The sequence below is a fragment of the Methylobacterium sp. Leaf104 genome (assembly GCF_001422885.1).
Lineage (GTDB): Bacteria > Pseudomonadota > Alphaproteobacteria > Rhizobiales > Beijerinckiaceae > Methylobacterium.
In genome coordinates, this window is sequence record NZ_LMMZ01000002.1 from 177,114 (window position 1) to 203,315 (window position 26,202).

Sequence of the window (26,202 nt, forward strand, 5' to 3'; positions counted from 1 at the left end):
TCGGGCGCACGGCACGAGTCCCCGAATGGGCCGTGTGAGAGGCCAGTTCACGGGTCGGGTCAAGGCCCGGTCTTGAACATCGGCGGCGATTGTCAGGCCGCCCCCTTGACCCGGGGGGCCGGCGTCGGGATGCCGGGGCGATCCGTCTTCGAGCCCGTGGCCCGCCCCCGCGCCCCCGCACGAGGACCCCGTCGAGGAACCCGCCGAGGACCCCGCCCATGAGCCAGTCAGCCGTGCCCGCCGACCTCCTCGGCCGCCTGGAAACCTGCCTCGGCCGAGGCGGCCTGCTCACGGGCGAGGAGGATCTCGCCCCCTACGCGGTCGATTGGCGCCGCCTCTTCCCCGGCCGGCCGGCGGCGGTGGCGCGCCCGGCCGGCACGGCCGAGGTCGCCGCCGTGATGGCGGCCTGCCACGCCGCCGGCGTGGCGGTGGTGCCCCAGGGGGGACATACCGGCCTTGCGGGCGGCGCAACCCCGGACGCCTCCGGGGGCCAGGTGGTGCTGTCGCTCGCCCGCATGAACGCGATCCGCCGGGTCGACCCCCTCGGGCTGACCCTGGAGGCGGAGGCCGGCTGCATCCTCAAGGTGGCGCAGGACGCGGCGGAGGCGGAAGGCCGCCTGCTTCCCGTCAGCCTCGCGGCGGAGGGCTCGGCCATGCTCGGCGGCGTCATCGCCACCAATGCGGGCGGCATCAACGTGCTGCGCTACGGCATGACCCGCAACCTCGTCCTCGGGCTCGAGGTGGTGCTGGCCGACGGCACCGTGGTCGACGGCCTGCGCGCCCTGCGCAAGGACAATGCGGGCTACGACTGGAAGCAGCTCTTCATCGGCAGCGAGGGCACGCTCGGCATCGTCACGGCCGCGATCCTGCGCCTCGTGCCCCGCCCGCGCCACACCGCCACGGCGCTCCTCGCGGTGCCGGATCCGGCGGCGGCCCTGCGCCTCCTCCGGGCGGCGCAGGATGCCCTCGGCGACACCATCCAGGCCTTCGAGCTGATCGCGGGCGAGTCCCTCGCCCTGGTGGCCGAGCATGCCGGCCTCGCGAGCCCGATCGGGCCGGCCCCCTGGACCGTGCTGATGGAGGCGGGCTCGAGCCTCGCGGGCCTGCGCGAGGCGGTGGAGACGCTGCTCGGCGAGGCCCTGGAGCGGGGCGACGCCACCGACGGCGTGCTCGCCGAATCCGGCCAGCAGGCCGCCGCCCTCTGGGCCCTGCGCGAGCACATCACCGAGGCCGAGGCCCGGGCCGGCAAGAGTGTCAAGCACGACGTCTCGGTGCCGATCCCGGCGATCCCGGATTTCCTGGCGGCGGCGGGCGAGGCCCTGGCGGCGGGCGCCCCGGGCACCCGGCCGAACATCTTCGGCCACATGGGCGACGGCAACATCCACTACAACGTGATCATCGGCCCCGCGCACGAATCGGACGCCGTCAACCGCCTCGTCCACGACGCGGTGGCGCGGTTCGGGGGCAGCATCTCGGCCGAGCACGGCATCGGCCAGTACCGGGTGGACGAGCTCGTCCGCCACCGCCGGCCGGAGGAGATGGCGCTCGCCCGCAGGATCAAGGGCGCCCTCGACCCGCGGGGCCTGCTCAACCCCGGCAAGGTGCTGCGCGCCGTCCCCTGAGCGCGGGCCGGGCCGGCGGGAGACGCCGCGCTGTCGAGGACCCGAGACTGTCGGAATCCGAGCCGGCGACCTATCTCCCGTCTCGACGACCACGCGACACGACGGCAGGAAAGACGCTCCCATGGCCTCGCCCGGTGACTGGAAGATCCCCGCATCCGCCCAGCCCAAGGCCGCCGATTACGGCTACGACCTCGAGCAGGCGCTCACCGCGATCGTCGCGCTCTCGACGCGGGTGCCGCCCGAGGCCTTCACCGCCGAGACGCTGGGCACCGAGCGGGCCGGGAACGGCGTCGTCATCGGCGAGGACGGGCTCGTGCTCACCATCGGCTACCTCGTGACCGAGGCGGATTCGGTCTGGCTCACCACCCATGACGGGCGCTCCGTGCCCGGGCACGTGGTCGGCTTCGACGCGGTCACGGGCTTCGGCCTCGTCCAGGCGCTGGGCGACCTGAAGATCAAGCCGCTGAAGCTCGGGCGCTCCGGCCCGGTCAGGATCGGCGACCGCGCCGTGATGGCCGGCGTCGGCGGCCGGGCGCGCAGCCTCGCCGTCGAGATCGTCGCCCGCCAGGAATTCGCCGGCTACTGGGAATACGTCCTCGACGAGGCCCTGTTCACCGCCCCCTCGCACCCGCACTGGGGCGGGGCGGCGCTGATCGGACCGGACGGGGCGCTCCTCGGCATCGGCTCGCTGCAGCTGCAGCAGGGCGGCACGGCCGGACCCAAGACCATCAACATGATCGTGCCGATCGACCTGCTGACCCCGATCCTCGACGACCTCACCGCCCGGGGCCGCGTCGACCGGCCGGTGCGCCCCTGGCTCGGCCTCTATGCCAGCGACGGCGAGGACGCCGTGGTGGTGATGGGATTGGCCGACGACGGCCCGGCCGAGGCGGCGGACCTGCGCCCGGGCGACGTCATCGTGGCGGTGGCGGGCGAGCCCGTCTCCGACCTCGCCGGCTTCTTCCGCCAAGTCTGGGCGCTGGGCGAGGCCGGCGTGCGGGTGCCGCTGACGATCCAGCGCGACGGCAAGCCCCTCAAGCTCTCGGTGACCTCCTCGGACCGCGCGCGCTTCCTGGTCTCGCCGCAGCTCCATTGATCCGGGCGTTCCATTGATCCTGGCCCTCCATTGATCCAGGCCCTCCATTGATCGAAGTCCCCGGCGGGTTTATCCCGTGCCGATGACGGACAACGCCATCCACATCGTCGGCGGCGGCCTCGCCGGGTCGGAAGCCGCCTGGCAGATCGCCGAGAGCGGCCACGACGCGGTGCTCCACGAGATGCGCCCGGTGCGCGGCACCGAGGCCCATCACGGGGGCGACTTCGCCGAGCTCGTCTGCTCGAACTCGTTCCGCTCGGACGACGCCAACGGCAACGCCGTCGGCCTCCTGCACCAGGAGATGCGGACCCTCGGGTCGCTGATCCTGCGCGCGGCCGATGCGCACCAGGTCCCCGCCGGCGGCGCGCTGGCCGTCGACCGCGAGGGCTTCGCGAAGGCCGTCACCGCCGCGATCGAGGCCCATCCGCGCATCCGCATCGTGCGCGAGGAGGTCGAGGGCCTGCCGCCCGAGGCCTGGGGCCGGACCATCATCGCCACGGGTCCCCTCACCGCGCCCTCGCTGGCGCAGGGCATCCGCGAACTCACCGGCGCCGAGTCGCTCGCCTTCTTCGACGCGATCGCGCCGATCGTGCACCGCGACTCCATCGACATGGGCAAGGCCTGGTTCCAGTCGCGCTACGACAAGGTCGGGCCCGGCGGCACGGGCGCCGACTACATCAATTGCCCGATGAATCGCGCGCAGTACGACGCCTTCATCCAGGCCCTGATCGGGGGCGACAAGATCGGCTTCAAGGAGTGGGAGGCGACCACGCCCTACTTCGACGGCTGCCTGCCGATCGAGGTCATGGCCGAGCGCGGCCCCGAGACCCTGCGCCATGGCCCGATGAAGCCGGTGGGCCTCACCAACCCGCACGACCCCACCGTGAAGGCCTGCGCCATCGTCCAGCTGCGCCAGGACAACGCGCTCGGCACCCTCTACAACATGGTCGGCTTCCAGACGAAGCTGACCTATTCCGAGCAGGTCCGGGTGTTCCGCACGATTCCGGGGCTCGAGAACGCCGAGTTCGCCCGCCTCGGCGGCCTCCACCGCAACACCTACCTCGACAGCCCCCGTCTCCTCGACGCGACCCTGCGGCTGAAGGCGCGGCCCTCCTTACGCTTCGCCGGCCAGATCACGGGCTGCGAGGGCTATGTCGAGAGCGCCGCCATCGGCCTGATGGCCGGCCGCTTCGCGGTGGCCGAGGCGCGCGGCGCGGCGCTCGCGCCCCTCCCCGCCACCACGGCGCTCGGCGCCCTGATCGGCCACATCACCGGCGGCCACATCGCCGCCGAGGAGGCCGGGACCCCGCGCTCGTTCCAGCCGATGAACGTGAATTTCGGCCTGTTCCCGCCCCTCGACCACGCTCCGAAGGGCGAGGGCGGCAAGCGCCTGAAGGGACCGGAGAAGGCGGTGGCCAAGAAGAAGGCCCTGACCGACCGGGCGCGCGCGGACCTCGCGGCCTGGCTGGGGCACGGACCGGCGCAGATCGCGGCCGAGTAGGGCTGCGAGGCGGCGCGCGCCCGGACAGGCCGGCCGCATCGAAACCGCTGCGCCCCGCCGGCCCTGGCCTCGGCGAAACACTGCGCCCACCCTGGGATGAAAGCCCGCGGGCCGGACGCATCAGGTGAGGCACTCCGATGGCAGGCCATCCAGACCACGACCAGGGCGGCTCCCGGGCCGCCGCCGTCCTGCGGGTGACGAGCGGTAACTTCCTGGAGATGTTCGACTTTTTCGCGTTCGGGTTCTACGCCTCCTCCATCGCCAAGGCGTTCTTCCCCAGCGAGAGCGAATTCGCCTCCCTGATGCTGACCTTCATGACCTTCGGGGCCGGCTTCCTGATGCGCCCCCTCGGGGCGGTGCTGCTCGGGGCCTATGTCGACCGGGTCGGCCGGCGGAAGGGGCTCATCGTCACCCTGGCGATCATGGCCGGCGGCACGATCCTGATCGCCCTCGTGCCCGACTACGCCACGATCGGCCTCCTGGCGCCCGCCCTGGTCCTGATCGGCCGCCTGCTCCAGGGCTTCTCCGCCGGGGTCGAGCTCGGCGGCGTCTCGGTCTACCTCGCCGAGCTGGCGCCGCCCGGCCGCCAGGGCTTCTACGTCGCCTGGCAATCGGGCAGCCAGCAGGTGGCGATCATGGCGGCGGCGGCCATCGGCTACGTCCTCAACCGCCTGTTGGCGCCGGCCGAGATGGGCGCCTGGGGCTGGCGCATCCCCTTCCTGATCGGCTGCCTCCTGGTGCCGTTCCTGTTCTACATCCGCCGCTCGCTGCAGGAGACCCCGGCCTTCCAGGCCCGCAAGGTCCATCCGCCGGTGGGCGAGGTGGTGCGCACCCTGGGGCGGAACTGGCGGATCGTGGGGCTCGGGATGCTGATGGTGGCGATGACCACGATCGCGTTCTACGCGATCACGGTCTACACCCCGACCTTCGGCAGGAGCGTGCTCAAGCTCTCCGACACCGACAGCCTGATCGCCACCTTCTGCGTCGCGGTCTCGAACCTGTTCTGGCTCCCCGTGATGGGGGCGCTCTCCGACCGGATCGGCCGGCGCCCGATCCTGCTGCTGTTCTCGGGCCTGACCCTCGTCACCGCCTATCCGGCCCTGGCCTGGCTCGTGGCGCATCCGAGCTTCGAGACCATGCTCGTGGTGCTGCTGTGGCTGTCCTTCCTCTATGGCAGCTACAACGGCGCCCTGGTGGTGGCGCTCACCGAGATCGTGCCGCCGGCGGTGCGCACGGCCGGGTTCTCCCTGGCCTATTCCCTGGCGACCGCCCTCTTCGGCGGGATGACGCCGCTGATCTCGACCTCGCTGATCGCGGCCACCGCCAACGCGGCGGCCCCCGGCCTCTGGATGGCCTTCGGCGGGGCCTGCGGCCTCTTCGCCACCGTGCTGATCTACCGGCAACCGGCCCGCGCACGGGGACGGGGCGCGGCGACCCCGGTCACGCCGGCTCGACCGTGAAGATCCGGCGTCCGGGCAGCTGGCCCGCATCGCCGGTGTCGCGAAACCCGACCTTGCGCAGGAGGCCGACCGAGGCCGCGTTCTCGGGCCGGCACTGGGCGATGATGAAGCGGTGGGGGAAGCGCGTGCGCAGCAGGCCCACCGCGGCGGTGACCGCCTCGGTGCCGAGCCCCCGTCCCCGGGCCGCGCCGCCGACCCAGTAGCCGACCTCGACGGCGTGGTCGCCGCGCAGGTGCAGGCCGACGATCGCCGCGAGCGCGCCGTCCGCCCGCTGCCAGGCGCCCAGGAAGCAGTCCTTCGTCACCTTGGCCGGGCCGATGAGCTGGCGCGCGTCCTTCAAGGTGAAGGGCGCGGGCAGGAAGTCGACCGCCCCGGTGATGGCGGGGTCGTCGGTCAGCGCGCGCAGGGCCTCCGCGTCGGACGGCACCAGCGGCGCGAGCCGCAGCCGCGCGGTCTCGACCGGCTTGAGATTCGCGAGGCTGTAGCGCGCGGCGAGCTTGCGGAAGAACATGTCTCCCACTTGGCCCGCGGCGGGCCGCGACACAAGGCGCCGCAGGCCCGGACACGCAAAAGCCCGCCCCGGGGCGATCCGGGGCGGGCTCTCGCGTCGGCAGGTGCGTTCGAGGGGGATCCTACGGGTGGATCACCATCGCGCTGAACGGATGCACGTAGGCCTGCAGCATCACGAGGCCGCCCACGAGGCAGGCCAGCACGATCGAGTGCCAGAACACGAAGCGCAGGATCTTGCCCTCCTGGCCGAAATAGCCGGTGGCGGTGGAGGCGACGACGATCGACTGGGCGTCGATCATCTTGCCCATCACGCCGCCCGACGAGTTCGCCGAGGCCATGAGGATGCCCGACAGGCCGAGCTGCTCCGAGGTGATCTTCTGGAGGCCGCCGAAGAGCACGTTCGAGGCCGTGTCCGAACCGGTCAGGGCGACGCCGAGCCAGCCGAGCAGGGTCCCGAAGAACGGGTAGAGGATGCCGGTGCCCGCGAAGGCGAGGCCGAGGGTGGCATCCACGCCGGCGTAGCGGGTGAGCACGCCCAGCGCCAGCATCGCCGCGATGGTGATGAGCGAGTAGCGCAGCACCCAGATCGTCTCGAGATAGGCCGTCACCAGGCGCAGGGGCGAGAAGCGCATGATGAGGCCGGAGATGAGCGCGGCGAAGAGCACCCCGGTGCCGGTGTAGGACATGTAGGTGAAGGAGAAGACGGCGGCTTCCGGATGGGCTTTCGCCACCACCGGCGGCACCTTCATGATCACGTTGTGCAGGCCCGGCACCTCGTACTTCCAGGTGAAGAGCGGGTTGACGATGCCCTTGAACCAGCCGGTGCCCCAGATCGCCACGATCACCGAGAGGATGATCCACGGCACCCAGGCCATCATGATCTCGCGGGAGGTCGCGGTGCGGCCGCCGAGATCCACCTTGGGCAGGTCGCCGGGCACGGCGGCGCCGAGCGAGACGGGACGGCCGCCGTTGACGTAGCCGATCGACGGGTCGTTGCCGCGCAGGGCCGGGGAGGTCCAGATCTCCTTGGGCTGCCAGACCTTGAGGAAGGCCACCAGGGCGGCCATCGAGATCAGGGAGGCGCCGATGTCGACGATCCAGGGGTTCACGTAGTTCGAGATCAGGAACTGGGCCGCCGCGAAGGAGCCGCCACAGACCAGGATCGGCGGCCAGATCTTCATCATGCCGCGGAAGCCCGCGAACACCCAGATCAGCCAGAACGGCACGAGGATCGAGAAGAACGGCAGCTGCCGGCCGATCATCGCGCCGAGGATGTAGGGGTCGTAGCCCGTCACCGAGGCGAGGCCCTGGATGGGCGCGCCGAGCGCCCCGTAGGCCACCGGCGCCGTGTTGGCGATGAGCGAGAGGCCCGACGCCGCCAGCGGCGAGAAGCCGAGGCCGATCAGGATCGCGCCCGTCACCGCCACCGGGGTGCCGAAGCCGCCCGCGCCCTCGAAGAAGGCGCCGAAGGCGAAGGCCACCAGCAGCAGCTGGAGCCGCCGGTCGGTGGTGATGCCCGCCACCGATTGCTGCAGGGTGGCGAACCAGCCCTTCTCCACCGTCAGGCGGTAGAGGAAGATGACGTTCAGGATGATCCAGCCGATGGGGAACAGCCCGAGCGCCACGCCGTAGGCGGAGGCGCGGGTGGCCAGGTCCGCCGGCATGCCGAACAGGAAGACGGCGACGCAGAAGGCCAGCACGAGGGAGAGCACGGCCGCGATATGGGCCTGCACCTTGCCGCTCGCGATCATGCCGAGCAGGGCGATGACGGGCAGCGAGGCCGCCAGGGTCGAGAGCCAGGCGTTCCCGAATGGGTCGTAGACCTGATTCCAGGTGGTCACTGTGTTCACGGGCGCCGTACTCCTCCAGGGCAGCCCGATCTCGTGCCGGGCCTTGTCTCCGTTGCTAGCAGAGCAATTCGGTCGGCTCAACGCGGTTAATCATGTATTCAGAGGGTGTTGCATGTCGATCCGCCTCCGACGCCGCGTCGCCCGCCCGTTTTCTCGCCCCGGTCTACGGCGCCGCAGCCCGCGCATTCCTGCCGGGACCAGCGGAACATGCCCCTCCGGCGCTCACTTCCCTGTCGAGACCCCGAGCGACCGGAAGCGGAGATTTGATCTATGTTTATGCGCGTCGACAAGCTGCAGGCCGAGCTGCCCGCCCCGAAGCGGAAGGACCCGAATGCCGCCGCGGCCCTGCAGGAACTGCTCGGAGGCAAGTACGGCGAGATGTCGACTCTGGGAAACTACATGTTCCAGAGCTTCAATTTCCGCAGCAAGTCGAAGCTGCGTCCGTTCTATAGCCTCGTCGCCGCCATCACGGCCGAGGAACTGGGCCATGTCGAGCTCGTCAGCAACGGCGTGGCGATGCTCAACAACGGTCCCGACAACGACGGCGACGAGACGGACGGCGGCGACATCTCGAAGGCGCCGTTCGAGGACATGAAGGACATTCGGCTGGCGGCCGCCTTCCTGTCGAACGGCGGCGGCGTGACGCCGGTCAACAGCAACGGCGCGTCGTGGAACAACGACTTCATCACCACGACGGGCAACGTCGTGGTGGACCTGCTGCACAACTTCCACCTGGAATGCGGCGCCCGCCTGCACAAGCTGCGCGTCTACGAGACCCTCAAGGACCCGACGGGCCGCGAGGTCTGCGGCTACCTGCTGGTGCGCGGCTCGGTCCATGCCCACGCCTACGCCCTGGCCCTGAAGAAGATCACCGGCGTCGAGATCGAGAAGTTCCTGCCGACCCCGAACATCAACCTCGACAAGATCCCCGAATGCCAGAAATACCTGCAGGAGGGCTCGCACCGCCGGCTCTACACCTTCAGCCCGGGCGACTACACCGAGATGGCCGGCATCTGGGGCAACGGCGAGGTGGCGCTTCCGGGTGACCCGCCGGGCGAGCTCAGCGTCGTCGAGGGCATGCCGGAGGGCGGCAAGATCCACCAGCTCACCGGCGTGCCCTCCGCCTTCACCCCGGACTACGCCCCCGAGGAGATGTTCGAGATCGCCGAGAAGCTGACGAAGAAGGCCCGCTGAGCCGGAGTCCTCGGGATCGTCGACGGGGCGGCTCTTCGGAGCCGCCCTTTCTCGTGGCGCGTTTCAGCCCCGGCGGGAGGCGCGCCAGAGGGTCCAGAGCCGGCGCCAGCGCGGGATCTCGACCACCGCGTTGAGCGGGTCGTAGCCCGGCCGCTCCATGGCGGCGAGGTAGGGCTCGACCAGGGCCACGGGCAGGAAGGCGGGGCGCGCGGCCGGCGCGATGGTGGCGCGCGCCGCCTCGTAGGCCTTGAGGTGCCGGCGGGCGAGCGCCCGCAGGTCGGCGGCGGCGCGCAGGAGTCCGGGGCCGCCGCGGCCGGTGACGATGTCCTCGCGGGTGACGCCGTAGGTCTTGAGGATGTCGGCCGGCAGGTAGACCTGGCCGGCGCGGGCGTGCCAGGGCAGCGCCCGCAGCAGGCCCGTGACCCCGTAGGCGACCCCGGCATGGCCGGCGGCGGCCGCTCCGCCGGGCTCGACCCCGTCGGAGAGGACGAGGGCGCCGAGGCGGATCAGGGCCGAGACGGTCTCGCCGCAATAGCCCTCGAGGTCGTTCACCCGGGGCATCGGGTCCTCGTAGAGGTCGAAGACCCGGGCATCGATCAGATCCACGAAGGGCTGGCGTCCGAGCTTGCGCCGCACGATGGCGTCGTCCAGCGCCGCGGCCACGGGGTTGGCCTTCACGTCGCCGCGGGCCTCGCCCTGGAGGGCGTCGCGCCACCATTGCAGGCGGATCTCGCCAGCCATCGGGTTGGAGGCGGCCTCGCGCACCCGCGCGACGGTGAGGCTGAAGGCGATGAGGGCGAAGAGGTGGGGACGGGCGCCCGCGGGCGCGAAGAGGGTGGCGAAGTAGCGGTCGGGATCGCCCTCCCGGACCAGAGCCTCGCAATGCTGGAAGGCGAAGGCGAGGTTGCCCTCGGCCGGGCTGGTCCGGGTGTCCGAATCCGTCATGTCCGGCAATTCATCATGCGACCGCGATCAGGGCGGCGGCGACCTTGCGGTTCTCCGCCATGAGGATGTTGTAGGTGCGCGCCGCGGCCCCCGTCTGCATCACGTCGAGGCCGATGCCGCCCTCCTTGAGCCAGCGCCGGAGCGCATCAGGAAAAGGCGCGATGTCGAGCCCGGTTCCGACGAGGAGCAGTTCGACCGCCCCGGCCTCGGCGAGGATCGGGCGCAGCGCGGTCCGGTCGATGGCGCGGGGCTCGTTCACCTCCCAGGCCCGGATGCCCGACGGCGTCACCAGGATCGAGCCGCGATGCGACATCTCGGCGAAGCGGAAGCCGCCGTTCCCGTAGGCGTCGATGAGGTGGCGCCCGGGAACGAAGCCGTCGTGCAGGCTGCCGGAGGACGCCATGGCCGCCCCCTACTCCGCCGCCTGGGGCACGCGCCCGCCGGCCGGGCGCCCCTGCGCCTTCACCCCCGAGAGCATCAGGCCGAGATAGATCAGCACCGGCGTCGAGACGAAGATCGCCGAGTAGGTGCAGATCACCACGCCGGCCAGCATCACGATGGCGAAGCCGTTGATCGCCTCGCCGCCGAACAGCACCAGGGCCAGCAGCGACAGGAAGGCCGAGGTCGCGGTCATCACCGTGCGCGACATGGTGGAGTTGATCGAGAGGTTGAGGAGCTCCACCGTGGGGATGGTCTTGTAGCGCCGCATCAGCTCGCGGGTCCGGTCGAACACCACGACCGTTTCATTCAGCGAGTAGCCGACGATGGTCAGGATCGCGGCGATCGAGGTCATGTTGAACTCGATGCGGGTGATGACGAAGACGCCGAGCGTCAGCACGATGTCGTGCAGCGTGCCCACGATGGCGCCGAGCGCCAGCTCCCGCTCGAAGCGGAACCAGAGGTAGAACAGCACCGCGAGCACGGACAGCACGACGCCGATGGTGCCCGATTGCACGAGCTCGCCGGAGACGCGCGGCCCCACCGTCTCCGTGCGGCGGAACTCGTAATCGGCGTCGAAGGCGGCATGCGCCTTCTGCATCACCGCGGTCTGGCCCTGCTCGCCCGGCTGCAGCGGGAAGCGCACCAGCACGGTGCCCTCGCCCCCGAGCTCCTGCACCTCGGTCTCGCCGAAGCCGAAGCCGTTGGCGGTGTGGCGGACGGCGCCGACATCGGCCGTCTTCGACTTCGCCTGGAGCTCCACCAGGGTGCCGCCCTTGAAGTCGATGCCGAAATTCAGGCCGACGGTGAGGAACAGCACCACCGTCGCCACCGACAGGAGCGCCGAGAGCGGGAAGGTGAGGCGCCGGAAGCGCATGAAGTCGACGTGCGACTCGTCGGGCCAGAGGCGGAGCAGGCGCATGATCGGTCTTTCGGCGATGAGGTCGGCCGGAGGCCCGCTGATCGCACACGCTGCCCCGGGCCCGGCGTCATTCCGGGGCGCCGAAGGCGAGCCCGGAATCCAGAACCACGGACGGCGCCCGTCCTGCCGCGCCGGTGCGTCTGGATCCCGGGCTCCGCTTCGCGGCCCCGGGATGACGCGGTGACGTGACGACCGTGCGGATCACGCGAAAACCGGATCGACCTCCCTTTGCAAGCAGTGAACGGACGGACAGCGAAGTTCAGAACGGCAAGGCCTTGGGCCGGGCCATGTTGTACCACAGGGCGATCATCATCCGGGTCAGGGTCACGGCGGTGATGACCGTCGTGAGGATGCCGAGGATGAAGACCACGGCGAAGCCCTTCACCGGGCCCGAGCCGAGGAAGAACAGGATCAGGGCGGCGATCGCCATGGTCGAGTTCGAATCGATGATGGTGGCGAAGGCCTTGTCGAAGCCGGCCTGGAGCGCCGAGACGATGGAGCGGCCCGCCCGCACCTCCTCGCGCACGCGCTCGTAGATCAGCACGTTGGAATCCACCGCCGTGCCGATGGTGAGGACGATGCCGGCGATGCCCGGCAGGGTCATGGTCGCCTCCAGCACCGACATCAGGCCGAGGATGAGGCCCACGTGCACGATGAGGGCGATGTTGGCGAAGAAGCCGAACACCCCGTAGGTGGCGAACATGAAGGCGATGACGAGGGCGCCGGCCACCAGGGTGGCGTACTTGCCGGCCTGGATCGAATCGCTGCCGAGGCCGGGGCCGACGACGCGACGCTCGACCACGGTGAGCTTGGCCGGCAGCGCGCCGGCCCGCAGCAGGATCGAGAGCTCGTTGGCCTGGGCCACGGTGAAGTTGCCGGTGATCTGGCCGGAGCCGCCGGTGATCGGCGTGTTGATGCGGGGGGCCGAGACCACCTCGTTGTCGAGGACGATGGCCATGCGGCGGCCGACATTCTCCGAGGTCGCCTGGCCGAAGCTCTGGGCGCCCTTGAGGTTGAACTTGAAGCTGACCATCGGCTCCTGGGTCTGATGGTCGAAGGCCGGCTGGGCGTCGGTGAGGTCGGCGCCGGAGGCCATCACGCGGCGCTCGACCGGGACGCGGGCGCCCTTCTCGTCCTTGGAGGGCAGCAGGTCGACGTCGCCGGAGGGCGAATCCGCCAGCATGCGGAACTCGAGCTTGGCCGTCTTGCCGAGCTGGTCCTCCAGCTTCTGCGGATCCTGGAGGCCGGGGACCTGGACCAGGATGCGGTCGGCCCCCTGCTGCTGGATCGAGGGCTCCTTGGTGCCGCCGAAATCGATGCGGCGGCGGATGACCTCGATCGCCTGGGTCACGGCCCGGCGCGTCCGGTCGGTGAGGCCCGCATCCGTCAGGGTGAGCTGGATCACGCCCTCGGGCTTCTCGGCGATGGTGAGGGTCTGGCCGCCGCCCTGGCTGACCAGGGCGTTGGAGATCGGCTGCGAGAGCTCGCGCAGCTTCGGCAGCACCTTGGCGCGGGCGGCCTCGTTCGAGATCCGGAGCTGGACGCCGCGCGGGATGATCTGGATGCCGCCCTCCGGCGTCACGCCGCCGGCCTCGCGCAGGACCCGGCGGACGTCGTCGCGCAGGGCCGTCGTCAGGGACTTGGCGAGGTCGTTCTGGTCGACCTCGAGGAGGAGCTGCGAGCCGCCCTGGAGGTCGAGGCCCAGCACGATCGCGCGCTGCGGCACGATCCAGCTCGGGAACCAGCCCGGCAGGGAGGCCATGAAGTGGCTGCGCTGCTCGGCCGAGAAGAAGCTCGGCACGGCGAGGCTGAGGCCGATCAGGATGACGGCCAGCGTCGTGACGATCTTGGTTCTCGAGAAGCGCAGCATCCGCCGGGTCCGTCCCTGTGTCCGTTTTTTCAGTGGCGATGCAGGCTGAAGGCGGCCCGCACGCCCGGGTCGCCGCCTCAGGCGGCCTTGACCGGCGCGCCCTTGACGCGGACTTCCGAGATCATCGTGCGCACGACCTTGACGCGGACGTTGGGCGCGATCTCGACCTCGATCTCCGAGGCCTCGTCGGCGACCTTGGTGACGCGGCCGACGATGCCGCCGGTGGTGACGACGGTGTCGTCGCGGCGCACGTTCTTGACCATGTTCTGATGCTCCTTCACGCGGCGCTGCTGCGGGCGGAGGATCAGGAAGTACATGATGACGAAGATGAGGACGAACGGCACCACCTGCAAGGCGATGTCCGCTCCGCCAGCGGCCGAGGTGGCCCCTTGCGCGAAGGCGGGGGTGATCAAGCGGGTGACTCCTCAAGGATAAGGCCCGCGCCGCCAGACCCTCGGTCGAGGGGGCGTCCGGGCTTGTCAAAAAGCGCGCGGACTATAGCCAGGGCCTAAGTGAAAGCAACGCCGCACGGGTGAGGCGAATGGGTCGCCGGCCCGCAAATCGCCGGCCGCGACGCGATTTATCGGGTTCATCGCGGCGCCCCGGCGCCGTAAAGCACGGCACACGCCGCTGCGCCCGAGTCCGAGGAACCGTCCATGACCGCCACGCCCCCCGCCGCCGACCCGGCCGCCCTCGCGGCGTTCCTGCCTGTGCGGGAGTTCCTGCCGGTGCTGGAGCGGATCGCCGCCGCCCTGGAGCGCGCCGCCCCCGCCCCCCGCGCGCCCGTCGACCTGAATGCGGCGGACGCCTTCCTGTGGGGGCCGGAGCGCCGGCTGATCCCGGTGCCACGCGTCAACCGGGTGGCGATCGGCCTCCTCACCGGCATCGACCGGGCGCGCGACACCCTGGTGGAGAACACCCAGCGCTTCGCCGACGGCCTGCCGGCCAACAACGCGCTGCTCTGGGGCGCGCGCGGCATGGGCAAGTCCTCGCTGGTCAAGGCGGCGCATGCGGAGATCAACGCCGCGCGGGCGCCCGGCGCCCCGCCCCTGAAGCTCGTGGAGATCCACCGCGAGGACATCGAGGCGCTGCCCGACCTGATGGCGACCCTGCGGGGCGACGCCCACCGCTGGATCGTCTTCTGCGACGACCTGTCCTTCGACGGCGACGACACCTCGTACAAGTCCCTGAAGACGGCGCTCGACGGCGGCATCGAGGGGCGGCCCGAGAACGTGCTGTTCTACGCCACCTCGAACCGGCGCCACCTGCTGGCCCGGGACATGGTGGAGAACGAGCGCTCCACGGCGATCAACCCGGGCGAGGCGGTGGAGGAGAAGGTCTCCCTCTCCGACCGCTTCGGCCTCTGGCTCGGCTTCCACAAGTGCAGCCAGGACGAGTACCTGGCGATGATCCGCGCCTACGTGGCGCGGCACGGCCTCCGGGCCGATCCCGAAAGCGTCCGGGCCGAGGCCCTCGAATGGGCCACCACCCGGGGCTCGCGCTCGGGCCGCACCGCCTTCCAGTTCATCCAGGACCTGGCCGGACGCCTGGGGCAGCGGCTGGAGGGGTAGCGCGCCGTCGACGGAGAAAAGGGCAGGGAGCCTGCGCCCCCTGCCCTCGCGCACGGCCCGAGATCGGGCCGCGCCGGTCCGTCCGAGACGAAGGATCAATCCTTGAGGTCGGCCGGGACCTTGCCGCCGTTCTCCTCGAGCTTCTTGATGACCTGCTTGTGCAGCCAGACGTTCATCGTGGCCGAATCCTCCTTGTCGCCGGTGTAGTGCAGCTCGTCGGCGAGCTGCTTGCGGGCGGTGAGGCTCGAATCGAGGTCGAGGAGCTTCATCAGGTCGACGATCGAGGTGCGCCAGTTCAGGGTCTGCGAATTTTTCGCCGCCATGCCGTTGAGCACCTCCTCGACGTCGACGGGGCCGCCGGCCGGGGCGCCGGTGCTGGTCGGGGTCGAGGCGGGGGCGTCCGAGCCGCCGGCGGAGGGCTGGGCGTTCGCCTCGGACGGCTTGGCCTGCGCGTCGCCGCCGCCGAAGGGATGGAGGATCTTGCTGACGATGCTGCCGAGGAGGCTCATAACAGTTCTTCCCTCAATCTCACGTCGGCGGCCGGTGCCGCGACGGGGTGACAACGGGGTGAGTCCGCCCGCGTTCCCGCAACGGCACGGATCAGGGGCGGCCCGGACGAAATCGAACGGGTCTTCGCCGGGGCCGGCCGGCCCCGCGGCTCTTCGCCCGTGGGAGATTCATCTTCTCTCAGGAGACCTCAGGGGAGATGAAAGCGCCAAACATCCGGGACCCGGCCCCGAGGGGAGAGCGGATTCTTGCGCCGGAGCCCCGTGCATGCCACTGCGCGGCATCCTCGTTCCCGGCCCCGCCGCAACGCCCCGCGTGCGGCGGGGCCGCCCCTGACCGGACCCTTCCGATGCGCCCGACCCGCCGTGCCGCCACTCTGACCCTCGCCCTCGCCGCCGCCCTCGCCGCCGGCGCGGGCCTCCTCGCCACCGGGCCGGCCGCGGCGCAGAGTGCCGCGCCGGTCGCGGTGCGCATCGGCGTCATCCCGGTGATCGGCGCGGCGCCGATCTTCGTGGCCAACGGCGAGGGCTGGCTCAAGGAGGCGGGCCTCGCTCCCACCTTCACCACCTTCGAATCCGGCCCGAACATGATCCAGGCCCTGGCCTCGGGCACCATCGACGTCTACGTCGCCGGCGTCGCGCCGCTCGCGGTGGCCCGCACCAAGGGCATCGACGTGCGCGTGGTGGCCGCCACGGCCATCGAGGAGATGGTGTTCGTGGCCGGCCCGAAGCTCGCCCCCTACTTCGCCGACGGCGCCGACAAGGGAGAGGCCTTCGCGAAGTTCCGGGCCAAGGAGGGCAAGGCCGCCCGCCTCGCGACCCAGCCGGCGGGCTCGGTGCCCAACACCACCCTGCAGCACTGGCTCTGGCAGGTGGCCAGGGCCGACAAGGCCAATGCCGAGGTGGTGGCGATGGGCATCGACGCGACCCAGCAGGCGATGCTGGCCGGGGCGGTGGACGGCGCCTCGATCCGCGAGCCCGCGCTCACCATCGTCCAGATGCGCAATCCCGCCATCAAGCTGATCGCCACCGGGGGCGAGATGTTCCTCGACCAGCCGGGCACCGTGGTGGGGGTGTTCGGCGCCTTCGCGGACAAGAACCCCGCCGCCGTGGAAGGCCTGGTCAAGGCCGTGGTCCGGGCCACCGAACTCCTGAAGAGCGACCCGGCCCGGGCGGCCAAGCCCGTCGAGGCGGCGCTCGGCAAGGGCATCACCGATCTCGCCACCATCACCAAGGCCATCACCTCGCCGGCCGCCAAGTTCACGGCGGATCCCCGCGCGATCATCGAGGCGACGAAGAAGATGCAGGCCTACCAGGTCTCCATCGGCACCCTCGACAAGGACGTGCCCCTGGAGGGCCTGTTCGAGCCGAAATACTACGAGGCCGCCACCAAGCGCTGAGGCGGCGCGGGTCCCGAAGGGGGTCTCCCCGGGGCCTACTCGGCGGCGAACAGGCCCGGCAGGCCGGATTCCGGCGCCGCCGGCGTGCCGGGCCTCGCCTCCAGCGGCGCCTTCGGGTCGCCCGGCCCGGTCTCGCAATTCAGGGCCGGCAGGGCGACGATGCGGTTGCCGCGGTAATCCATGCGGCACACGATGGTGCCGCGGGTCTCCACATAGGCGAGCAGGCGCCTGGCGCGGCCGGGCGAGCGGCTGCCGATGGCGCGCGCCAGGGCCTCGTCGCCGGGACAGGGCTCTCCGGCCAGCGCCGCCCGGGCCAGCAGCAGGAACAGGCCCTGGACCTCGTCCGGCAGGGTGGCGGCGACCCCTTGCGCCTCCTCCCAGCGCCCGTCCGCCTCGTCCGGGGCGACGTCGGCCCCGTCGAGCCCGGCCCGGGCGACGCCGAGGCGGCGGCGGAAGGCGGCCAGGCTGATGGCCTCGCCGTCGAGGCCGCGCATCCGGCAGCGCACGAGGAAGTCCTGGTAGACGACCGCCACCGGCTGGCCGCCGGCATCCGGGTCGGCGGCGATGCCGCGCAGGACGGCGTCGAGCCCGGCCCGGACCGCCTCCTCGCTCAGGGGCTCGGGCGCCTCCACCGGCTCGGGGCGGTAGGCGCTGAGCTCGCGCATGAGGTCGGCCGGCGTGGCCCGCGGCACCGGCGGCGTGCGCGGCGCCGGGGCCCAGCCCGGCGCCGGCTCGTCCGCTGAGCGGGTGAGGATGAGCGCGCGCAGGTCCGCATCCGCCGGGGCGGGCAGCGGCACGAGCTTGGGCGAGCCGGAGCGCGCGGACGTGGTCACCGGGCCGATGCGCAGGGCGAGCGGCCGCCGGCTGAGCGCCGGGCCCAGCGCCACGAACTCGCCGCGCGAGAGGTCGCGAAAGCGCTCGGCGCCGCGCCGGTCGAGGCCGAGGAGGTCGGCCGCACGCGCCATGTCGATGTCGAGGAAGGTGCGGCCCATCAGGAAGTTGGTGGCCTCGGCCGCGACGTTCTTGGCGAGCTTGGCGAGGCGCTGCGTGGCGATGATGCCGGCCAAGCCCCGCTTGCGGCCCCGGCACATCAGGTTGGTCATGGCGCCGAGCGAGGCCTTGCGGGCCTCGTCCGAGACGTCGCCGGCCGCGGCGGGGGCGAAGATCTGCGCCTCGTCGACGACGATCAGGGCCGGGTGCCAGTGGCTGCGCTCGGCCTCGAACAGGCCGCCGAGGAAGGCGGCCGCCGCGCGCATCTGCGCCTCCATGTCGAGGCTCTCCAGGGTGAGCACCACCGAGACCCGGTGCGCCCGCACCCGCGCGGCGATGGCCTGGAGGTCCGCCTCCCCGTGGGCGCCGTCCACCACCACGTGGCCGTAGGCCTCGGCCAGCGTGACGAAGTCGCCCTCGGGGTCGATCACCACCTGCTGCACCGCGCCGGCGCTCTGCTCCAGCAGGCGCCGCAGCAGGTGCGACTTGCCCGAGCCCGAATTGCCCTGGACCAGGAGACGCGTGGCCAGGAGCTCCTCGAGATCGAGGCGCGCGGGCTCCGCCCCCGGCCCCATGCTCAGACCCATCTCGATGCCGACCGTCATGCCTGCTCCGGCTCCCGCGCCGGGGCTCGTCCCGGGCGCTCCTCAAGGCTCTCGCACGAAGGTCTTAACACGCGCGCCCTCCGGCCGGTCCGCCCGCCCGGGCCGGCATCCACAGGCCAGGGGCCGCAGCCCGGCCGGGGGCGGACCGGGAGAATGCCGGTTCGTTCCACGTCTGTTCGAGCGGCCTCCCGCGGCTCTGCCCATATTCCTAGGACTATGAGCATAGGCCCAAAGTCCTGGGACTTTCGACTTAGGAGCTCCGTTTCCGGGCTTCGCTGCGGGAACGAAATCGGAACCTCCGTTGGCGCGGAAGCCGGCACGGCCCGGCATCGCTCTCCCGATCGGCACTAAGTTGCACACGAATCCGGGGCCGGCCCTTGCCGCACGGGTGGCCTGATCCAGGTAATCCGTCCATGAACCCGATCCTCGTCGTCGCCCTCGTCTGCGCCTCCACCGTCCAGGCTCCGGATTGCTCCCGCGAAACGGCTCTCGACATCATCACCGGCCCGGCCCACACCCTGCAGGAATGCCTGGTGCAGGGGCCGGTCCTCGCCGCCAGTGCCGGGCACGGCAACGGGACGGGCACCTACGTGAAGACGCGCTGCGAACCGCGGCGCTGAGCCGGCCGGAACGGAGCCGCCGATGGACGATGTCAGCCCCGAACGCGCGGTGATGATCCGCCTGCGCGCCCGCCTCGCCGTGGTGGAGCGCGCCGCCTGGTTCGGCCTCGTCCAGGCCATGCGCGCGCAGCCGGCCGAGACCGAGGCCTATCTCACGGCCGAGCGGGCCAAGTGCGCCGAGGGCTTCGGCCAGCGCGGCTGGGCCGCCGACCTGACGGAGGCCGAGCGCGCGATGCTCGGGGCCGAGGTCGATGCGGGGCTCGCCGGCCTCATCGCGGATGCCAAGGCCGAACTCGGCCAGAGCTGAGCCGGCGATTCCCGAGCCGAAGCGCGGCCGAGCCTCATCCCCCGAAGCGGTCCGCCCAGGCCGGCGGCCCGGCCCAGCCGGGCGGCACCGTCGCCCGATGCACGCCGATCGCCACCGCGCGGGCCAGCGTGCGCGCCGCCGCGTCGCCGATCCGTGCGAGGTCCGTGACGGGGTCGGCCAGGGCGACCCGGCCGGTGGAGACGGCGAACACCACGTCGCCGTCGAGCGGCGTGTGCACGGGATGGATCGCCCGGGCGAGGCCGTCCTGGGCCATCACGGCGAGGCGGCGCGCCTGGGCCTTGGTGAGGGCGGCGTCGGTGGCGACCACCGCCAGGGTCGTGCTCGCCCCGGCCGGGGCCTTGCGCGGCGGCCAGTCGAAGGCGTCGGCCGGCATCGCGGCGGGAAACCCCAATCCACCGAACTCGCCGCCGATCTCGTAGGGGCCGGCCCAGAAATGCGGCCCCGCCCCCACCGTCACCCGGCCGAAGGCGTTCACCGCCACCAGGGCGCCGACCCGCACGGCCGAGCCCGCGACATCCCGCAGACCGTCCACCTCCGCCGAGGCGGAGCCGATCCCGCCCTTCAGGTTCGCGGTGGCGGCCCCCGTCCCGGCCCCGACGGAGCCGAGGGCGACGTCGCGGGTCGCCGCCACCGCCGCCGCGTGGCCGAGGTCGCGGTAGGGCGCGTACCGGCCCCAGGCCTTGTCGCCGCCGTTGAGGAGGTCGAACAGGATCGCGGCCGGCACGATCGGCACCCGGGCCGGGCCGACGGCGAAGCCGCGCCCGGTCTCGGCCAGATGCGCGACGACGCCGGCGGCGGCATCGAGGCCGAAGGCCGAGCCCCCGGACAGCACCAGGGCGTCGATGCGCTCGACCGTGCGCTCGGGGTCGAGGAGGTCGGTCTCGCGGGTGCCGGGGCCGCCGCCGCGCACGTCGACGCCCGCCACCACGGGGTCGTCGAACAGGAGCGCGGTGACGCCGCTGGCGAGGCGCGGATCGGTGGCGTGGCCGACCCGGAGGCCGGCGATGTCGGTGATGCGGTTGGTCAGCACGGGGTCACCTCCTCCCGGGCGGCCAGGATCGCACGCGCCGGGGTTCCGGGCGAGGGGTTCCGGGCGACCGCCCGTCAGCCCGCCCGCGCCCGCCGCGCGGCGCGATAGGCGTCGACGGCGTAGATCGCCAGCGCCAGCCAGATCAGCCCGAACAGCAGGGCGCGGTGCGGCTCCAGGCGCTCGCCGTAGACGAGGGTGCTGAGGATGAGGAGGCAGGAGGGGGCGAGGTACTGCATCAGCCCGAGGGTCGCCAGGGTGAGCCGCTCGGCGGCGGCCGCGAACCAGATCAGCGGCAGCGCCGTGGTGGCCCCGGTGAGCAGGACGAGGCCGGCGCGCACGGGGTCGCCCTGGATCACCGGCGGCGCGAAGGCCGCGAGGTAGATCAGCGCCACCGGCAGCAGCACCAGCGTCTCGGCGGCGAAGCCCACCATGGCGTCGACGCCGACGACCTTGCGGGCGAGCCCGTAGAGCGAGAAGCTGCCGGCCAGTGCGAGTGAGACCCAGGGCAGGCTCCCCGCCAGGGCGACGGCCAGGAGCACGGCGCCGGCGGCCAGCGCCACCGCCGCGGCCTGGACCGGGCGCAGGCGCTCGCCCAGCACCACGGCGCCCAAGCCCACGCTCATCAGCGGGTTGATGAAGTAGCCCAGGCTCGCGTCGAGCATGTGCCCGGACTGCACGGCCTGGAGGTAGAGGAGCCAGTTCACGCCGATCAGCCCGGCCGACAGGACGAGGAGCCCGTGCCGGCGCACCAGGGGGAAGGGGTTCCGGATCCGGCGGCGCAGGGCCGCCAGCAGCCCGGCGACGAGCAGGCTCGACCAGACGATGCGGTGGGCCAGGATGCTCGGGGCGGGCACGGCGTCGAGCAGGCGGAAATGCACCGGGACCACGAGGCCCCAGCTCAGATAGGCGCCGAGCGCGTAGATCAGACCCAAAGGCCGCCTCCCCCTGCCGTGCCGTCCGCCTTGCCGGCCCGTCCGGGCCGCCGGCCCGCGGGGGACCGGGCGCGGCTTATAGCAGGCGCTCGGGGACCCGCCCGTGCGGGATGGCGCATGGCGGGGGCGCGCGCCGCGGGTGCGCTCAGCGCGTGCGGGCGAGGGTGACGGCGGGGTCGCCGCGCATCAGGGCGTTCAGGCGCTCGGTGTCGAAGCCCTCGGCGGCCTTCCTGGCCGGCTTCGGGGCCGGCGCGGCGGCGACCCTGGCCACGGGCTTGGCCGGGATCCGGCCCGCCGCCTCGCGGGCGGTGGTCTCCCGGGTGGCGGTCTCGCGCGTGGTGGAGGCCTTGGGCACGGGGGGCCGGGTGACGGTCTGGCGGGCGACGGCGTCGCGCCCGAGGATGTCGCTGATCGAGGGGCCGGTCTCGGACGGGAGCGAGCCCGTCACGGTGGGCTCGGGCGGGCGGATCCGGGTGAGGGCGGCCACCGGCGCGGCGGAGGCCTTGGGCGCCGGATGGTCGAGCCGGTCGACGCAGGCGAAGGCGATGATCAGGGCGCTGCCGCCGAAGACGCTGCCGACGACGATGTTCCGCAGGATACGCAAGGGACGGGCTTCCCGGATACGCGAGTACCGGAATGGATTTAGCGCATCGGCGTTAACGAACCGGAGCCCGCCCGGGCGCGCGGCGTCCTGCGCCGGCACACCTTTCCCCGCTCACAGGATGCGGGCGAGGAAGTCCCGGGTGCGGGGATGCGCGGGGCGATCGAAGAAGGCCTCGGGCGGCGCCGCCTCGACGATCTGGCCCTCGTCCATGAACACCACCCGGTCGGCGACCCGCCGGGCGAAGCCCATCTCGTGGGTGACGCAGAGCATGGTCATGCCGCGGCCGGCCAGGTCCGTCATGGTGTCGAGCACCTCCTGCACCATCTCGGGGTCGAGGGCCGAGGTCGGCTCGTCGAACAGCATCACCGCCGGGTCGAGGCAGAGGGCGCGGGCGATGGCGACGCGCTGCTGCTGGCCGCCGGAGAGCTGGCCGGGATAGCGGGCGGCCAGATCCGCGATGGCGAGGCGCGCGAGCTCGTCCCGCGCCCGCGCCTCGGCGGCCCGGCGTCCGATCCCGCGCCCGTGGATCGGCGCCAGGGTGCAGTTCTCCAGGACGGTGAGGTGGGGAAACAGGTTGAAGTGCTGGAACACCATGCCGACGGCGCGCCGCACCGACGGGATGCGGGCGGGGGTGAGGTCGCGGCCCTCCACCCGGACGGTGCCGCCCTGATACGGCTCGAGGCCGTTGACGCAGCGGATCAGGGTCGACTTGCCCGAGCCCGAAGGGCCGCAGATCACGATCCTCTCGGACCGGGCGACCGTGAGCGAGACCGCGCGCAGGACGTGGGCGCTGCCGAACCACTTGTTCACGGCGCGGAATTCGACGGCGGGCGCGGTCATGCCCGGCCCCGCTCGCCGGCGGCCAGGCGCCGCTCGATGAAGGCGGCGTAGCGCGCCATCGAGAAGCAGACCGCGAGGTAGAACAGGGCGGCGAAGGCGTAGGCCGTGGCCGGAATCGTCGGCGCCGACCAGCGCGGATCGGCACGCGCCGCCTCCAGCACCCGGATGAAGTCGGCGATCCCCACGATGGAGACGAGCGTCGTGTCCTTGAACAGGCCGATCAGGGTGTTGACGATGCCCGGCACCACCACCTTGAGGGCCTGGGGCAGGACGACGAGGCGCATGGCCTGCCACCGGGTCAGACCCAGCGCCAGGGCCGCCCGCCCCTGCCCCTCGGGGACGGCCTGCAGGCCGCCGCGCACCACCTCGGCCATGTAGGCGGAGGCGAACAGCGCGATGCCGACGAGCGGCCGCACCAGCCGGTCCACGGTGAGGTCCCCGGGCAGGAACAGCGGCAGCATCACGTTGGCCATGAACAGCACGGTGATCAGCGGCACCCCGCGCCAGAACTCGATGAAGCCGATGCAGGCATAGCGCAGGACCGGCAGCTCGGAGCGCCGCCCCAGCGCCAGCAGGATGCCCAGCGGCAGGGAGGCGACGATGCCCACCAGCGAGACCACCAGGGTCACCAGGATGCCGCCCCACAGGCTGGTGGCGACGGGGGCGAGGCCGAGGACAGCAGTCCCCGAGAGGAGCCCGTAGGACAGGAGCGGGCCGACGAGGAAGACGAAGACCGCCCCGAGGCCGCGGCGCGGCGCGTCGAGCCACAGCATCCAGGCCGTGCCCAGGGCCACGAGGCCGAAGAACAGGTTCGGGCGCCAGCGCTCGGCCGCCGGGTAGGAGCCGTAGACCAGGTAGTTGATCTTGGCGCCGACGAAGGCCCAGCAGGCGCCGACGGCGCGCCCGGCGACCTCGGGGCGGCAGGCCTCGCCCGAATTCCCGCTCCAGACCGCGTCGGTGACGAGGAAGCGGAACACCGGCGGCAGCAGGAGCGCCAGCCCGGCCAGGATCACCAGCGTCGTCAGGGTGTTGCCGGGCCCCGAGAACAGGTTCGTCCGGAGCCAGCCGGCGGGGCCGCCGGTCCGGCGCGGGGGCGGGGCCGGCGGCAGGAGGGTCTCGCGGACGCGGGTCATGGAGCGATCGACCTCATCGCGTCACCGGGGCCGCGCGGCGGTCGTAGGCGTTCATCAGCGCGGCGAGGCCGAGGCTCAGGGTCAGGTAGACCGCCATGGTGATCGCCACGACCTCGACGGCCTGGTTGGTCTGGTTGAGCACCGTGCCCATGAAGACGTGGACGAGGTCGGGATAGCCGATCAGCACCGCCAGGGACGAGTTCTTCGTCACGTTGAGGTACTGGCTGGTGAGCGGCGGCACGATCACCCGCATGGCCTGCGGGATGGTGACGAGGCGCAAGGCCTTGGCCCGGCCGAGGCCCAGGGCGGCGGCCGCCTCCCCCTGCCCCCGGTCCACGCTGTTGAGGCCGGCGCGCACGATCTCGGCGATGAAGGCCGCCGTGTAGGTGGACAATCCGAGGAGCAGGGCGGCGAATTCCGGCAGGATCCCAAGGCCGCCCTCCGGCCCGAAGGGGCCGGGAGACGGCCAGGCGATCCCAACGGGATGCCCCGCGAGGGCGAGCCCGAGCCAGGCGAGCGCCGGCGGCCCGAGCGCCAGGGCGAGGGCCGGCCCCGCGAACCGGCCGGGTTCGGCCCCGGCCCCGGCGCGCCGGGCCGCGCGTCGCGCCCAGACCGCGGCCCCGACGATTCCCGCCCCGAAGGCCAGGGGCACGAGCGAGCCGAATCCGAAAAACTCCGGGCGCGGCAGGACCAGCCCGCGCTGGCTGAGATAGGCCCCGCCCCAGGCGGCCGGACGCTGCGCCTCGGGCAGCGCCACCCGCACGGCCACGTACCAGACCAGGAGCTGGAGCAGCAGCGGCAGGTTGCGCAGGGTCTCGACATAGGTGGCCGCCAGGGTCCGGGCGAGCCAGTTCGGCGAGAGCCGGGCGATGCCGACGGCGAATCCGATCAGCGTGGCCAGCCCGATGGCGAGGCCCGAGACCAGGAGCGTGTTGAGGAGGCCGACGCAAAACGCGTCGAGATAGGTCGAGGTGGCGGCCGCGTAGGGGATCAGCCGCTGGCCGATGTCGAACCCGGCGGCCCGCGCGAGGAAGCCGAAGCCGGCGGTGATGCCCTGGCGCGCGAGCTTTTCGGACGCGTTGGCGACGGCGAGATAGGCCAGCCCGGCGAGTGCGAGCGCGACGAGGGCCTGGAGCACGAGGGCGCGCGCGGATCTCGGTGCCGATCCGGGCCGGGGCGGACCGGCCCTCACCGGATCGGCGGCCCGTATTGCAGGCCCCCGTTGGTCCAGAGGGCGTTCAGCCCGCGCGGGATCTTCAGGGGCGTGCCGTCGCCGAGGTTGCGGGCGAAGACGTCGCCGTAATTGCCCACATGATGGACGATCCGGTAGGCCCAGTCGCCGGTCAGCCCGAGGCCCTGGCCGTACTTGCCCTCCAGCCCGAGGATGCGCTTCACCTCCGGGCTCAGGGTCTCGCCCCGGAGCCGGTCCACGTTCTCCTGCGTGATCCCCGCCTCCTCCGCGTCGATCATGGCGTAGTGGGTCCAGGCCACGAGGTCGCGCCAGGCATCGTCGCCCTGGCGCACGCCGGGCGCGAAGGGCTCCTTCGAGATCGCCTCCTCCAGGATGACGTGCTCGTCGGGATGCGCGGTCTTCAGGCGCTCGCCGTAGAGGGAGGACTTGTCCGTCGAGTAGGCGTCGCAGCGGCCGGATTCGTAGGCGCCCAGCGTCTGCTCGCTGTTGGCGAAGGTGACGACCTGGTAGCTCAGGCCCCGGGTGCGGAACCAGTCGGCGGTGTTGAGCTCGGTGGTGGTGCCCTGCTGCAGGCAGATGGTCGCCCGGTCGAGCTGCTTGACCTGGCTGATGCCCAGGGATTTCCGAACCAGGAATCCCTGCCCGTCGAAGAAGGTGATCACCGGAAAGTTCATCGCGGCGGTGTCGCGCGACAGGGTCCAGGTGGTGTTGCGGGCCAGCACGTCGATCTCGCCCGATTGCAGGGCGGTGAAGCGCGCGGCCGAGGATTGCGGGATGAACCGCACCTTGTCGGGATCGTCGAAGATCGCGGCGGCGAGCGCCCGGCAGAAATCCACGTCGAGGCCGTGCCAGCGCCCCTGCCCGTCCGGCATGCTGAAGCCCGCCACCCCGCCGCTGACCCCGCAGACGAGGTGCCCGCGCGCCTTGACCTGGGCGAGGGTGTCGCCCTGCGCGAGCGTCGGGGCCGCGGCGAGGAGGGCGAGAAGCGGGATCGAGACCAGTCGCATGCGCGCATTGCGGGGCATCGGGCGGCGGGGTCAAGC

Annotated in this window: 25 protein-coding genes; 9 read left to right on the top strand and 16 right to left on the bottom strand. The window is 72.1% G+C overall.

Features of this window, described 5'->3' with window-relative positions; translation table 11 throughout:
- Nucleotides 1–218: 218 nt before the first annotated feature.
- The 4 genes from ASF49_RS04725 to ASF49_RS04740 all read left to right on the top strand — a co-directional run bounded on the left by ASF49_RS04725 (nucleotide 219) and on the right by ASF49_RS04740 (nucleotide 5,679).
- Entirely contained in the window at nucleotides 219–1,622 is a 1,404-nt protein-coding gene (locus ASF49_RS04725) for an FAD-binding oxidoreductase (RefSeq protein WP_056468529.1), read from the top strand.
- A gap of 121 nt (nucleotides 1,623–1,743) precedes the next feature.
- Nucleotides 1,744–2,718 carry a S1C family serine protease gene (locus tag ASF49_RS04730; RefSeq protein ID WP_056468532.1) on the top strand — a complete coding sequence of 325 codons (975 nt, stop codon included), beginning with the start codon at nucleotides 1,744–1,746 and terminating at the stop codon, nucleotides 2,716–2,718.
- A gap of 82 nt (nucleotides 2,719–2,800) precedes the next feature.
- The gene (gene trmFO / locus ASF49_RS04735; protein ID WP_056468535.1) at nucleotides 2,801–4,219 is read left to right on the top strand and encodes a methylenetetrahydrofolate--tRNA-(uracil(54)-C(5))-methyltransferase (FADH(2)-oxidizing) TrmFO; all 1,419 of its coding nucleotides are present in this window, start codon (nucleotides 2,801–2,803) and stop codon (nucleotides 4,217–4,219) included.
- Between the two features lie 137 nt (nucleotides 4,220–4,356).
- Nucleotides 4,357–5,679 (top strand): MFS transporter, encoded by a 1,323-nt coding sequence (locus ASF49_RS04740; RefSeq protein ID WP_056468537.1) that lies wholly within the window; start codon nucleotides 4,357–4,359, stop codon nucleotides 5,677–5,679.
- On the opposite strand, the gene ASF49_RS04745 is transcribed toward ASF49_RS04740, so the two are convergent.
- The gene (locus ASF49_RS04745) at nucleotides 5,660–6,190 is read right to left on the bottom strand and encodes a GNAT family N-acetyltransferase (RefSeq protein WP_056468542.1); all 531 of its coding nucleotides are present in this window, start codon (nucleotides 6,188–6,190) and stop codon (nucleotides 5,660–5,662) included. The genes ASF49_RS04740 and ASF49_RS04745 overlap by 20 nt on opposite strands.
- A gap of 121 nt (nucleotides 6,191–6,311) precedes the next feature.
- On the bottom strand, nucleotides 6,312–8,030 hold the full coding sequence (locus ASF49_RS04750) for an L-lactate permease (protein WP_056468545.1): 1,719 nt from the start codon (nucleotides 8,028–8,030) through the stop codon (nucleotides 6,312–6,314).
- Between the two features lie 279 nt (nucleotides 8,031–8,309).
- On the opposite strand from ASF49_RS04750, the gene ASF49_RS04755 reads away from it, so the two are divergent.
- On the top strand, nucleotides 8,310–9,233 hold the full coding sequence (locus ASF49_RS04755) for a manganese catalase family protein (RefSeq protein WP_056468548.1): 924 nt from the start codon (nucleotides 8,310–8,312) through the stop codon (nucleotides 9,231–9,233).
- 63 nt (nucleotides 9,234–9,296) lie between these two features.
- Here ASF49_RS04755 and ASF49_RS04760 read toward each other — a convergent pair whose 3' ends face one another.
- The 5 genes from ASF49_RS04760 to yajC form a co-directional block, all read right to left on the bottom strand.
- Nucleotides 9,297–10,178, bottom strand: coding sequence for a phytoene/squalene synthase family protein (locus tag ASF49_RS04760; RefSeq protein ID WP_056468551.1), 882 nt, complete (start codon nucleotides 10,176–10,178; stop codon nucleotides 9,297–9,299).
- Between the two features lie 13 nt (nucleotides 10,179–10,191).
- On the bottom strand, nucleotides 10,192–10,581 hold the full coding sequence (locus ASF49_RS04765) for an Mth938-like domain-containing protein (protein WP_056468554.1): 390 nt from the start codon (nucleotides 10,579–10,581) through the stop codon (nucleotides 10,192–10,194).
- A 9-nt stretch (nucleotides 10,582–10,590) separates the two neighbouring features.
- A complete protein-coding gene (gene secF, locus ASF49_RS04770) occupies nucleotides 10,591–11,538 on the bottom strand; it encodes a protein translocase subunit SecF (RefSeq protein WP_056468557.1) in 948 nt (315 codons plus the stop codon).
- A 259-nt stretch (nucleotides 11,539–11,797) separates the two neighbouring features.
- Nucleotides 11,798–13,408: a protein translocase subunit SecD gene (secD, locus tag ASF49_RS04775; protein WP_056468561.1), complete on the bottom strand. Its 1,611-nt coding sequence runs from the start codon at nucleotides 13,406–13,408 to the stop codon at nucleotides 11,798–11,800.
- 77 nt (nucleotides 13,409–13,485) lie between these two features.
- Nucleotides 13,486–13,821, bottom strand: a complete 336-nt coding sequence (yajC, locus tag ASF49_RS04780; RefSeq protein WP_056468563.1) for a preprotein translocase subunit YajC — start codon at nucleotides 13,819–13,821, stop codon at nucleotides 13,486–13,488.
- A 243-nt stretch (nucleotides 13,822–14,064) separates the two neighbouring features.
- Between yajC and ASF49_RS04785 the strand changes: the two genes are divergently transcribed.
- The gene (locus ASF49_RS04785) at nucleotides 14,065–14,979 is read left to right on the top strand and encodes an ATP-binding protein (protein WP_056468567.1); all 915 of its coding nucleotides are present in this window, start codon (nucleotides 14,065–14,067) and stop codon (nucleotides 14,977–14,979) included.
- Between the two features lie 95 nt (nucleotides 14,980–15,074).
- Here ASF49_RS04785 and ASF49_RS04790 read toward each other — a convergent pair whose 3' ends face one another.
- Nucleotides 15,075–15,488, bottom strand: a complete 414-nt coding sequence (locus ASF49_RS04790; RefSeq protein WP_056468570.1) for a DUF3597 domain-containing protein — start codon at nucleotides 15,486–15,488, stop codon at nucleotides 15,075–15,077.
- A 347-nt stretch (nucleotides 15,489–15,835) separates the two neighbouring features.
- Between ASF49_RS04790 and ASF49_RS04795 the strand changes: the two genes are divergently transcribed.
- Nucleotides 15,836–16,885, top strand: coding sequence for an ABC transporter substrate-binding protein (locus ASF49_RS04795; RefSeq protein ID WP_056468573.1), 1,050 nt, complete (start codon nucleotides 15,836–15,838; stop codon nucleotides 16,883–16,885).
- A 35-nt stretch (nucleotides 16,886–16,920) separates the two neighbouring features.
- Here ASF49_RS04795 and ASF49_RS04800 read toward each other — a convergent pair whose 3' ends face one another.
- Nucleotides 16,921–18,480: an ATP-binding protein gene (locus tag ASF49_RS04800; protein WP_056468576.1), complete on the bottom strand. Its 1,560-nt coding sequence runs from the start codon at nucleotides 18,478–18,480 to the stop codon at nucleotides 16,921–16,923.
- 413 nt (nucleotides 18,481–18,893) lie between these two features.
- On the opposite strand from ASF49_RS04800, the gene ASF49_RS04805 reads away from it, so the two are divergent.
- Nucleotides 18,894–19,100, top strand: a complete 207-nt coding sequence (locus ASF49_RS04805) for a hypothetical protein (protein ID WP_056468580.1) — start codon at nucleotides 18,894–18,896, stop codon at nucleotides 19,098–19,100.
- A 22-nt stretch (nucleotides 19,101–19,122) separates the two neighbouring features.
- Nucleotides 19,123–19,407, top strand: a complete 285-nt coding sequence (locus ASF49_RS04810; protein WP_056468583.1) for a hypothetical protein — start codon at nucleotides 19,123–19,125, stop codon at nucleotides 19,405–19,407.
- A 34-nt stretch (nucleotides 19,408–19,441) separates the two neighbouring features.
- On the opposite strand, the gene ASF49_RS04815 is transcribed toward ASF49_RS04810, so the two are convergent.
- From ASF49_RS04815 to ASF49_RS04845, 7 genes are all read right to left on the bottom strand, one after another.
- Nucleotides 19,442–20,458 carry a P1 family peptidase gene (locus ASF49_RS04815; protein ID WP_156652855.1) on the bottom strand — a complete coding sequence of 339 codons (1,017 nt, stop codon included), beginning with the start codon at nucleotides 20,456–20,458 and terminating at the stop codon, nucleotides 19,442–19,444.
- A 74-nt stretch (nucleotides 20,459–20,532) separates the two neighbouring features.
- The gene (gene rarD / locus ASF49_RS04820; protein WP_056468586.1) at nucleotides 20,533–21,390 is read right to left on the bottom strand and encodes an EamA family transporter RarD; all 858 of its coding nucleotides are present in this window, start codon (nucleotides 21,388–21,390) and stop codon (nucleotides 20,533–20,535) included.
- A gap of 145 nt (nucleotides 21,391–21,535) precedes the next feature.
- Nucleotides 21,536–21,994, bottom strand: a complete 459-nt coding sequence (locus tag ASF49_RS04825) for a hypothetical protein (protein WP_056468589.1) — start codon at nucleotides 21,992–21,994, stop codon at nucleotides 21,536–21,538.
- Nucleotides 21,995–22,105: 111 nt separating this feature from the next.
- Nucleotides 22,106–22,834, bottom strand: a complete 729-nt coding sequence (locus ASF49_RS04830; RefSeq protein WP_056468591.1) for an amino acid ABC transporter ATP-binding protein — start codon at nucleotides 22,832–22,834, stop codon at nucleotides 22,106–22,108.
- Nucleotides 22,831–23,967, bottom strand: a complete 1,137-nt coding sequence (locus tag ASF49_RS04835; RefSeq protein ID WP_056468594.1) for an amino acid ABC transporter permease — start codon at nucleotides 23,965–23,967, stop codon at nucleotides 22,831–22,833. The genes ASF49_RS04830 and ASF49_RS04835 overlap by 4 nt, the downstream gene beginning before the upstream one ends.
- 13 nt (nucleotides 23,968–23,980) lie before the next feature.
- The gene (locus tag ASF49_RS04840; protein ID WP_243214709.1) at nucleotides 23,981–25,105 is read right to left on the bottom strand and encodes an amino acid ABC transporter permease; all 1,125 of its coding nucleotides are present in this window, start codon (nucleotides 25,103–25,105) and stop codon (nucleotides 23,981–23,983) included.
- A 50-nt stretch (nucleotides 25,106–25,155) separates the two neighbouring features.
- Nucleotides 25,156–26,166, bottom strand: a complete 1,011-nt coding sequence (locus ASF49_RS04845; protein ID WP_056468600.1) for an amino acid ABC transporter substrate-binding protein — start codon at nucleotides 26,164–26,166, stop codon at nucleotides 25,156–25,158.
- Nucleotides 26,167–26,202 lie beyond the last annotated feature (36 nt).

Excerpts from the sequence above, each read along its gene's own strand:
- ASF49_RS04725 (WP_056468529.1), top strand. The coding sequence starts at position 219 with ATGAGCCAGTCAGCCGTGCCCGCCGACCTCCTCGGCCGCCTGGAAACC.
- ASF49_RS04730 (WP_056468532.1), top strand. The coding sequence starts at position 1,744 with ATGGCCTCGCCCGGTGACTGGAAGATCCCCGCATCCGCCCAGCCCAAG.
- trmFO (WP_056468535.1), top strand. The coding sequence starts at position 2,801 with ATGACGGACAACGCCATCCACATCGTCGGCGGCGGCCTCGCCGGGTCG.
- ASF49_RS04740 (WP_056468537.1), top strand. The coding sequence starts at position 4,357 with ATGGCAGGCCATCCAGACCACGACCAGGGCGGCTCCCGGGCCGCCGCC.
- ASF49_RS04745 (WP_056468542.1), bottom strand. The coding sequence starts at position 6,190 with ATGTTCTTCCGCAAGCTCGCCGCGCGCTACAGCCTCGCGAATCTCAAG.
- ASF49_RS04755 (WP_056468548.1), top strand. The coding sequence starts at position 8,310 with ATGTTTATGCGCGTCGACAAGCTGCAGGCCGAGCTGCCCGCCCCGAAG.
- ASF49_RS04760 (WP_056468551.1), bottom strand. The coding sequence starts at position 10,178 with ATGACGGATTCGGACACCCGGACCAGCCCGGCCGAGGGCAACCTCGCC.
- ASF49_RS04765 (WP_056468554.1), bottom strand. The coding sequence starts at position 10,581 with ATGGCGTCCTCCGGCAGCCTGCACGACGGCTTCGTTCCCGGGCGCCAC.
- secF (WP_056468557.1), bottom strand. The coding sequence starts at position 11,538 with ATGCGCCTGCTCCGCCTCTGGCCCGACGAGTCGCACGTCGACTTCATG.
- secD (WP_056468561.1), bottom strand. The coding sequence starts at position 13,408 with ATGCTGCGCTTCTCGAGAACCAAGATCGTCACGACGCTGGCCGTCATC.
- ASF49_RS04785 (WP_056468567.1), top strand. The coding sequence starts at position 14,065 with ATGACCGCCACGCCCCCCGCCGCCGACCCGGCCGCCCTCGCGGCGTTC.
- ASF49_RS04790 (WP_056468570.1), bottom strand. The coding sequence starts at position 15,488 with ATGAGCCTCCTCGGCAGCATCGTCAGCAAGATCCTCCATCCCTTCGGC.
- ASF49_RS04795 (WP_056468573.1), top strand. The coding sequence starts at position 15,836 with ATGCGCCCGACCCGCCGTGCCGCCACTCTGACCCTCGCCCTCGCCGCC.
- ASF49_RS04800 (WP_056468576.1), bottom strand. The coding sequence starts at position 18,480 with ATGACGGTCGGCATCGAGATGGGTCTGAGCATGGGGCCGGGGGCGGAG.
- ASF49_RS04805 (WP_056468580.1), top strand. The coding sequence starts at position 18,894 with ATGAACCCGATCCTCGTCGTCGCCCTCGTCTGCGCCTCCACCGTCCAG.
- ASF49_RS04810 (WP_056468583.1), top strand. The coding sequence starts at position 19,123 with ATGGACGATGTCAGCCCCGAACGCGCGGTGATGATCCGCCTGCGCGCC.
- ASF49_RS04830 (WP_056468591.1), bottom strand. The coding sequence starts at position 22,834 with ATGACCGCGCCCGCCGTCGAATTCCGCGCCGTGAACAAGTGGTTCGGC.
- ASF49_RS04835 (WP_056468594.1), bottom strand. The coding sequence starts at position 23,967 with ATGACCCGCGTCCGCGAGACCCTCCTGCCGCCGGCCCCGCCCCCGCGC.
- ASF49_RS04845 (WP_056468600.1), bottom strand. The coding sequence starts at position 26,166 with ATGCGACTGGTCTCGATCCCGCTTCTCGCCCTCCTCGCCGCGGCCCCG.